Here is an 8,999-nt window from a genome sequence, read left to right on the forward strand (position 1 = left end):
CCCGGGGGGGGGGGGGGGTGGGGGGGGGTGTGGTGGGGGGGGGGGGCTCCCCCCCCCCCCCCCCCCCCCCCCCGCAGGCCCGTCACCGGCGGCCGAACAGCCCCGCGCAGCGGACCCAGCCCGCCGCAGGCGACCCCAGAGAAACCACCACGGCGGGACAGCCGAAAACGCGGGAAGCCAGCCCAAGCGCACCGGCGAGAAACACGCGCGGCCCCGCAGACAGCAACGTGGGAAGGACTTAGGACTCCGGTCCGATTCGGCTGCGGACGGCCGTCTGGACCTCGGCCTCCTCGGCCGGATCCGCGGCCAGGCGGCGGAGCTGCTCGACGACCCGGTCGTCGCCCGTGGCGGCGTGGCGGGCGGCCAGTTCCCGGGTGGTCTCCTCGCAGTCCCACAGGCACTCGACGGCGAAGCCGGCCGCGAAGCCCGGGTCGGTGGCGGCGAGCGCGGCGGCGGCCCGGCCGCGGAGGTGGGAGGAGGAGGTCTCGCGGTAGACGTGCCGCAGGACGGGGGCGGCGCAGACGACGCCGAGGCGGCCGGTGCCGTCGACCAGCTCCCACAGGCCGCCGGCGTCCGGGCCCTCCTCCCGGACGGTCCGGCGCAGCGCGGCCAGCACCAGCTCGGCGTCGCACTGCGCTCCGCGGCGGGCGAGCATCGCGGCGGCCGACGCGCCCAGCCGGTCGGCGCGCGTCGCCCAGAGGCGGGCCCGCTCGACGGCGGCGACGCTGCGCGTCCGTTCGAAGGAGGTCAGCGCGGCCGAGATCAGCTGCTCGCTCGAGAAGGGGCAGGTGACCGCGGACTCGATCAGGTCGAGGACGTCGGGATCGCCGCGTTCGGCGAGGTGGTGGAGCACGGCGGCGCGCGCCGCGTCCGGTCCGCTGCGCGCGGCGCGCAGCAGCTCGGGGCGGTCCTCGGGTCCGACGACCGCGGACAGGCAGCGGGCGGCGGCGAGGTGGCGGTGCTCCGCGGGCTCCAGGTCCAGGCCCTGCTGGGCCCATGCCAGGACCTCGGTCACGCTCCAGCCGGGGCGCGGCCCGCGGGGCCGCAGCTGCCGCTGCCAGCGGTCGAAGGAGCCCTGCTCCCCGGCGGCCGCCAGCCGTGCGCCGTACCGGGGGTCCTCGGCCCACAGGCGCCACGGCCGGGGCTCGAAGGCGTCGCGGACGGCCGCGGCCAGCTCGGCCGCGCCCTGCTCGGTCTCGGGGAAGCGCGCGAGCACGGCGGGGGCGAGGGTCATCAGCCCGGCGTCGTCGTCACGCAGCGCGAGCTCGTCCAGGGCCCAGCGCCAGTTGCTGCCGGCCGCGGCGTAGCTGCGCAGCAGCAGCCGGGCGGCGTCCCTGCCGTACGCGGCGAGGTGGCCGAGGACGGCGAGGGCGAGTCCGGTGCGCTCCTCGCCCGTGTCGACGAGGTCGTCGGGGTGGAAGAGGTGGCGTTCGATCTCCTCCAGCCCACCGTCGAGCTGCATGTAGAGGCGCGCGTAGTACAGAGAGCGGTTCTCGACCTGCCAGTCGCGCCGGGGGTCGCGCAGCACGCTGTCGTTGAGTGCCGCGAGCGCCTCGGCCCGCGGCGCCGCGAGGGCATGCAGGGTCCCGTCGCCGCGGCCTCGCTGCAGGAGGCCGAGCAGGGTGCCACTGGGCGCTATGTCTGGATCGAACATGAGGTCAGCATCCGGTGCGGGGGACAGGCTGGCAACGGGATTTCCGCTGACCGGCATTCTTGCCGGTGACCGCGGACCGTATGCACGGCATCCCTCGTCAACCCCGTGGAATCGGCGAGAACACGTGCGGTACGGCGGCCGAAGCCTAGCCTGGAAGCTGTCATTCCGCAGATTCGCCCCGACGTTGCCCCAGGGAGGCCGCCGGCATATGCCAGGTGCACCACCGTATCGGGTAGTGCCAAATCCCTTACGGACGGTCGCTGCCTGTGCAACAGTCGTTACCGGCCCTTTAGCCCGGCGCCGCCTGATCACGGAGTACGTCATGCCGTCCCCTCTCTTCGCGGACCATCCAGCCGACCGGCCCCCCGAGCGCGACACGGTCGAGGCACTCATCACGCAGGCGCGCCGCCTGCGCGGCGGCCTCGACGCGGTACGCCGGGAGTCCACGGTGGACACCGACCTCGCCGCCGACCCGCAGCTGCGCTGGCAGCGGGCGCTGTGCGACCTCGCCGTGCACCACCTCGACGACCTCGGCGGCCACCTCGACCAGCTGAGAGAGGGCCTGCCCACCGAGAGTGACGACGAGCCGGCGGCCGAGGACGAGCTGCCGGCGGCCCCGCCGGAGCCCGCGCCCCATGAGCGCGGCGCGCTGCTGCGCCGCGTGGGCAGCGCCGAGTGGAATCTGCTCACGGACGAGGTGAGCTGGTCCGAGGAGCTGTTCGCGATGTTCGGCCGGGCCCCCTCCGAGGGCCCGCTGACCCTCGACGAGCTGCCGTCCCTGGTGTACGCCGAGGACCAGGAGGGGCTGGCCACGATGGTCACCGACTGCCTGGTGGACGGCCGGCCGATCGACGGCGAGTTCCGCATCGTGCGGCCGGACGCGAGTCTGCGCACGGTGCACATGGTGGGCGAGCCGGTGCTCGACGCCGATGGCAGCACCGCCTGCATGTGGGCCGTGCTGCGGGACGTCAGCGAGCTGCGCCGCAGCCAGCAGGCGGTACGCGAGACCCGTGACTCGCTGCACCGCGAGCGGCATATCGCGCAGACCGAGCACCGGCTGGCGGTCGAGCTGCAGGAAGCCGTGCTGCCGCCGTGGCGCGGCTCCCTGCGGTTCCCGCAGGGCGGCCCGGTCGCCCTCGATCTCGCCGGGCGCTATCTGCCATCCGGCACCAGCGCCCTGATCGGCGGCGACTGGTACGACGCCCTGCAACTCCCGGACGGCACCACGCTGTTGAGCGTCGGCGACCTCACCGGCCATGGCGTCACGGCCACTTCGGGCATGGCGATGGTGCTGGGCGCGCTGCGCGGTATGGCGGTCGCGGGACAGCGGCCGGGGCCGCTGATGGGCTTTTTGAACCAACTGCTGGACACCGCCGCCCAGCCGGCGCTCGGCAGCGCGGTGTGCGGCCGGTTCGACCCCGAGACGCGCACGCTGGAGTGGGCCCAGGCGGGCCACCCCGCACCGCTGCTCTTCCGCGGCGGCACGGGGCGCGCGCTGGACCCCCCGGAGGGCGTACTGCTCGGGGCGACATCGGGCGCGGCGTACACCCAGCGCACCGAGCAACTGGAGCCCGGCGACCTGCTCGTGCTGCACACCGACGGTCTCGCGCCACGTCGTACGCATGGCGCGGAGGCCGCCCATGAAGGTGCCGAGCGGCTCCTCGCCCTGGCACCGCGGTTCGCCGCGGCCCGTAACGCGCAGGACAGCGTCCGCGTCGTCGTCGAGGAGTTCGGCAGCACCGAACGCGAGGACGACGCCTGTGTGCTGATCGCCAGGGTCGGCGGCTGACACACATCGCGGCAGCTGAGGGGCGGACCGGCGGAAGCAGAGCCGGCCGCCCTGAGGCGTTGGACGGGGATTGGTCGGCTGTCAGGTGAAACGGCACGCCTGCCGGGTGTGACGCGTCGTCACGCGCGGGTGCGCGTGACGCTCCGCCACCTCTGCCGTTTCTGTCATCTCGCGCCGTACGAAGTCCGGAACGCTGCGGATTCAGACCGAGAAGTTCTGGCTCAGTCCGACTCCGGAACCGACCCCGGGCCCCAGGCCCGACCCCTTGGCCTTGGGCTTCGCCTTCGGCAGGACCTGCTGGATCTCCTCGCGCAGATCCTGGATCTTGGCGTAGTTCGCGTACTGTCCGGTCAGCCGGAACATTTCGCGGAGCCGATCCCAGGTGCGGTGGGAGGAGTTCTCGCCGATGGACACCAGCGCCAACCTGGCGTAGCGGTCGGCCTGTTCGGGGTCGTTGCCGATGAAGCAGGCCGACGCCATCGAGATGTAGTCGAAGATCTGCGAGCGCTGGCGGCCGCCCTCGCGCAGCTCCAGTGCCTGTTTGGCGTGATGCTGAGCGATCCTGGCGGCCGAGGGGTCGTGATCGGCGAGGGTACGGAAGGCCAGCGCCTGCATGCCGTGCAGATCCGCCTCGTCGAACATCTGCATCCAGCACGGCGGGGGCACATCGCCCTTGTCCGAGACGAAGAGCTCCTCCGCCTCGCCCAACGTGCGCCGCATCGCCTGGCCATGGCCCTTGGACGCCTGTGCCCAGGCCTCGATGGTGTGCAGCATGGCGCGGGTGCGTGGCAGGGTCTCCTCGCCGGAGCCGGACTTGGCCAGCTTCATCAGATCGAGCGCGTCGTCGGGACGGCCCAGATGGACCATCTGGCGGGCGGCGCGGGAGAGCGCCTCCCCGGCGCGCGGGCGGTCGCCGCCCTCGCGTGCCGCGTGGGCGGCGATGATGAAGTACTTCTGGGCGGTGGGCTCCAGGCCGACGTCATGGGACATCCAGCCGGCCAGCACCGCCAGATTGGCGGCCACCCCCCACAGCCTGCGCTGCAGATGGTCGGGGTGGCGGTAAGCGAGCATGCCGCCCACTTCGTTGAGCTGGCCCACCACGGCTTTGCGCTGCAGCCCGCCGCCACGGGCCGCGTCCCAGGCGCGGAAGACTTCGACCGAGCGCTCCAGCGCGTCGATCTCCTGCGACCCCACGGGGGCCGCCTCATAACGGTCGAGGCCGATCTGGTCGAGTTCGGTGAGGGAGTCGGAAGCGAACGGGTCGTCGTGGCGGGGGGCGCCGGCGGGGGCCGGATCGGTGTGCAGCCAGTCGTGCATGGCGCCGGTGAGTGCGGAGCCCGCGGCGAGCGCCGCGCCCGCCCCCACCAAGCCGCGTCGGTTGAGCATGAGGTCCATTCCCGTGAATTCCGTGAGGACCGCGGCGGTCCGTTCGGGAGCCCACGGCAGACCGTCCGTGGCCTGCCGCTTCCCCGAGCGACCGGTTCTTGCGAACCCGAGGTCCTCGATGGTTACGACACGGCCGAGGCGCTCGGTGAACAGGGAAGCCAGGACCTTGGGCACCGGATCCCGTGGGGTCTCCCCCATGTCGATCCAGCGCCGAACCCGCGAGGTGTCCGTCGCCAGCTGCGGATGGCCCATGGCCGCCGCCTGCCGGTTGACTAGTCTCGCCAGCTCTCCTTTGGACCAGCCGGCCAGGCCGAAAAGGTCCGCGAGACGGGTGTTCGGCTGCCTGTCCACGTCAAGCCCCCAGGTTCCTCGACTGAGTTGACAGTAACGGCCGGTGACATGCGCTGCGACCATTCGCCAGGGTTCGCCAGGGTGCGCCAGATGGTCTGCCACCCGCAGCCCGTTGTTCTGTAGGTGTGCCGCCCCCGGCCTGGTGGCGGGACCGCATTCCCCAGGGTGCGCGCCCTTCACAGGGACCCTGGATCGGCCTCCTGCACGGGGCCCGTTCACGGGTTCCCTCCACCGGGCCGGGGAGCGCGCGCAACTCGTCGGCGCACGAAGGGATCTTCTTCACCCATGTATGCAGCATCGTCCGCCGTGACCGCCCCTGCCCGGCCGTACCGCCCGCACCCCGCGGGCAGCGGGCCGTATCTCGCCCCCTCCTCATCCGCGGGGGCGGCCCCCGGTCTCACCGGTGGCCGGACCCGGCGGGCGCAGGGGACGGGCACCCAACCGCTCAGCGGGAGACTTGACTTGTCCGGGCCCCAGGGCGCCCAGCTGCGCGCCGCGGTCGCCTCCGTGCATCGCATCTGTCCGGAGTTCAACCCGGTCCAGGTGCTGCGCCGGAGCGGCAAATCCGTCCTCCTCGTCGGCACGACGGGCCGCATGACCGCGGTCGCCAAGTGTTTACTGGACCACTCCCCCGCATGGGCGGAAAGGTTCCGGCAGGAAATAAGCGCATACCGCGCATTCGTCCGGCATCGTCCGCCGGTACGGGTGCCGCGGCTGGTGGCGGCCGACCCCGACAACTGCACGCTGATCGTGGAGCGGATGCCCGGCCGGGTCGCCGCCATGACACGGCACCCGTCCGAGGCGCCTCCCCGCGCGGATGTGCGGGCCGCGCTCGGCGCGATCTGCCGGATCAACCTCTGGCGCCCGCCGGCCGGGCTGTTCGACACCCCGCTGGACTACGCGGGCCGCATCGGCCGCTATCACGACCTCGGGCTGCTCACCGACCGCGACCTGGGCGATCTGCAGAAGCTGATGCACGGCCTGTCGCACGTCCAGGGCCAGTTCTGCCACGGTGACGCACTGCTGAACAACGTGCTGCTCTCCCCCGCCGGCCCGGTGCTGCTGGACTGGGACAACGCGGGCTGGTACCTGCCGGGCTACGACCTGGCGACGCTGTGGTCGGTCCTCGGTGACGCCCCGGTGGCGCGCCGGCAGATCAGCCAGCTCGCCCAGAACGCGGGACCGGCCTCGCGGGACGCCTTCCTGGTGAATCTGATGCTGATCCTCACCCGCGAGATCCGGCGCTATGAGACCGCGGTCCAGCGGACCATGCGCGAGCCCGCGCCGACGGGGACACCGGGCCCGGGACAGCCCGGCGTGCCCGCGGCGGGCGAGGAGCAGCGGCTGCTCCTGCGCCGGCTGCACGACGACTGCCAGATGGCGCGCCGTGCGGTACGGGCGGCGGTCGGCACCCGCTGACCGCCGGGGGGACTGTGAGCGGCGCGCCCGGGACGGGGCGCGCCGCTCACCCATGTGCCCGTTCATTGGTCCGTTCCACTGACGCCTCGCAGGCCCGGGGCCGGTCCGGGAAGGCTCCTGGGGAGATGCCCTGACATGCGTAATCCCGGCCCGGCGCGGTGATTGACGGTCCGTCGGCAGACGTATAGCTATAGGCCCGACGGGGGATTTACCCTCGGGTCCCACCCCGCACGGCCGTTTGCGCACCAACCGTCACACCGTCCGGCTCGGGCCGGCTCGAGGAGGTCGTTTTGCGAGGATCCGCCCCGGAAGACGCAAGGAGAACCCACCGCCCCGCCCTGCGCAGATCCACCGCCGTCGCGGCAGCGCTCCTGCTGCTGCCGCTCTCGGGAGCACCGTCCGCCAGCGCCGGGCAGCCCCCGGCCGGCCGGCTGCAGCGGGCGTTCACCGATGCCGCCGCCCGCTTCCACGTACCCCGCAGTGTGCTGCTCGGCGTCTCGTATCTGGAGTCCCGCTGGGACGGCCACGGCGGCGCGCCCAGCGTCTCCGGTGGCTACGGCCCGATGCATCTGACCGACACCCGTACGGCCCTGTCCCGGCTGCCGGAGTTCAGCGAGGGCGACGAGGACGCACGCGGCGACGACTCGCGCGCCCGTAAGCGGGTGCCCAGGAGCACCACGCAACGGGCTCTGCTGCCGGCGAAACTCCCCGCCCGGTTGCGGACGTTGGCCACCGCGGCGAAGCTGACCGGCCTGTCCCCCGAGAAGCTGCGCAGGGACCCCGCGGCGAACGTGCTGGGCGGTGCGGCGCTGCTCGCCGCCGAGCAGCGCCGGCTGGGGCTGCCGGCGGGCGGTGATCCGGCCCGGTGGTACGCGGCGGTGGCTGCCTACGGCGGCCAGGACAACGCGCGCGGCGGCAGGGCCTTCGCGGACGAGGTGTACCAGGTCATGCGCCGGGGCAAGGCGCGTACGAACGACGCGGGACAGCGGGTCACGCTGGCCGCCACGCCGGGGCTGGTCCCCGACGCCGCTCAGCAGAAACGTCTCGGCAGGCCGGCCGTCAAGGCCTCCGCCGCGGGTGGCGACGGCGGGCTGGAGTGCCCGTGGAGCGTCGCCTGCATGTCGGTCCCGGCGCCGTACGAGGAGTTCGGCGACAAGGACTACGGCAACCACGACCTGGCGAACCGCCCCAAGGACCAGAAGGTCAACGCCATCGTCATCCATGACACCGAGGGGTCGTGGGACGTCACCCTGAAGCTGATCAAGGACCCGAAGTATGTGTCCTGGCACTACACGATCCGCTCCTCGGACGGTCTGATCGCCCAGCACGTGCCGACCAAGGACGTCGCCTGGCACGCGGGCAACTGGTACATCAACTCGCACTCCATCGGGGTCGAGCACGAGGGCTTCCTCGCCTCACCGGACGCCTGGTACACGGAGGCGATGTACCGCGCCTCGGCCCACCTGGTGAAGTACCTGAGCCGCAAGTACGACGTACCGCTCGACCGGCAGCACATCCTCGGCCACGACAATGTGGCCGGCACGACCGCGTCCACGATCCCCGGCATGCACACCGACCCCGGCCCCTACTGGGACTGGGCGCACTACTTCACCCTGCTGGGCAGGCCCTTCCACCCCAACGCGGGCCCGCGCGGCGGACTGGTCACCATCCGCCCCGACTACGCCAGGAACACCCCGCGCTACACCGGCTGCGCCAAGCCCGGTGACACCTGCGCGCCGCACGGCTCCGCCGCGGTCCGGCTGCATATCGCGCCCGACGAGAACTCCCCGCTGGTCAAGGACGCCGGGCTGCACCCGGACGGCAGCGACTCCACGGACGGTGTGAACGACACCGGTGCCCGCGCCTCGACGGGCCAGCGGTTCGCGGTGGCGAGCCGGGCCGGCGACTGGACGGCGGTCTGGTACCTGGGGCAGCTCGCGTGGTTCCGCAATCCGCAGGACGGGCCGACGGCGGTGAACACGCAGGGCCTGATCGCCACGCCGAAGGCCGGGCGGACGGAGATCCCGGTCTACGGCCGCGCGTACCCGGAGAAGGCGGCGTACCCGGCCGGCGTGCCGTACCAGGCCGTCTCCCCACTGCCGTACAAGATCACCGCGGGTCAGAAGTACGCGGTCGGCGACCGGATGGCGGGCGAGTACTTCTACGCACCGACCTTCGACACCAGCAAGCACGTGATCGTGCGCGGCAAGGACGTCTACTACGAGATCCAGCTCGGCCACCGGGTCGGCTATGTGCGTGCGGCCGATGTCGACGTACAGCGCTCGGGGTCCTAGAGGAGGGCGGCGCTCAGCGCGTCGGGGGGGGGGGGGGGGGGGGGGGGGGGGGGGGGGGGGGGGGGGGGGGGGGGGGGGGGGGGTGGGGGTTGTGGGCTGGGGTGTG

The 8,999-nt window shown here is 72.9% G+C and carries 5 protein-coding genes; 3 read left to right on the forward strand and 2 right to left on the reverse strand.

Annotation, left to right across the window (positions count from 1 at the left end):
- Positions 1-238: 238 nt before the first annotated feature.
- Positions 239-1,654 (reverse strand): HEAT repeat domain-containing protein, encoded by a 1,416-nt coding sequence (locus AC0680_RS27855; protein ID WP_478633854.1) that lies wholly within the window; start codon positions 1,652-1,654, stop codon positions 239-241.
- A gap of 322 nt (positions 1,655-1,976) precedes the next feature.
- Here AC0680_RS27855 and AC0680_RS27860 point away from each other — a divergent pair, with 322 nt between their 5' ends.
- Entirely contained in the window at positions 1,977-3,443 is a 1,467-nt protein-coding gene (locus tag AC0680_RS27860) for a PP2C family protein-serine/threonine phosphatase (protein WP_478633857.1), read from the forward strand.
- A 201-nt stretch (positions 3,444-3,644) separates the two neighbouring features.
- Here the strand turns inward: AC0680_RS27860 and AC0680_RS27865 are convergent, their stop codons facing one another.
- The gene (locus AC0680_RS27865) at positions 3,645-5,180 is read right to left on the reverse strand and encodes a DNA-binding protein NsdB (RefSeq protein ID WP_478633859.1); all 1,536 of its coding nucleotides are present in this window, start codon (positions 5,178-5,180) and stop codon (positions 3,645-3,647) included.
- Between the two features lie 285 nt (positions 5,181-5,465).
- On the opposite strand from AC0680_RS27865, the gene AC0680_RS27870 reads away from it, so the two are divergent.
- Both AC0680_RS27870 and AC0680_RS27875 read left to right on the forward strand, forming a co-directional pair.
- The gene (locus AC0680_RS27870) at positions 5,466-6,599 is read left to right on the forward strand and encodes an aminoglycoside phosphotransferase family protein (protein WP_478633861.1); all 1,134 of its coding nucleotides are present in this window, start codon (positions 5,466-5,468) and stop codon (positions 6,597-6,599) included.
- Between the two features lie 290 nt (positions 6,600-6,889).
- Complete coding sequence (locus AC0680_RS27875) at positions 6,890-8,893, forward strand: N-acetylmuramoyl-L-alanine amidase (protein ID WP_478633864.1); 2,004 nt, start codon at positions 6,890-6,892, stop codon at positions 8,891-8,893.
- The last annotated feature ends 106 nt before the right edge of the window (positions 8,894-8,999 follow it).

The sequence above is a fragment of the Streptomyces sp. NPDC043738 genome, from assembly GCF_056436545.1.

What these genes read in the sequence shown, in the direction of transcription:
- AC0680_RS27855 (WP_478633854.1), bottom strand. Translation starts at nt 1,654, where the DNA reads ATGTTCGATCCAGACATAGCGCCCAGTGGCACCCTGCTCGGCCTCCTG.
- AC0680_RS27860 (WP_478633857.1), top strand. Translation starts at nt 1,977, where the DNA reads ATGCCGTCCCCTCTCTTCGCGGACCATCCAGCCGACCGGCCCCCCGAG.
- AC0680_RS27870 (WP_478633861.1), top strand. Translation starts at nt 5,466, where the DNA reads ATGTATGCAGCATCGTCCGCCGTGACCGCCCCTGCCCGGCCGTACCGC.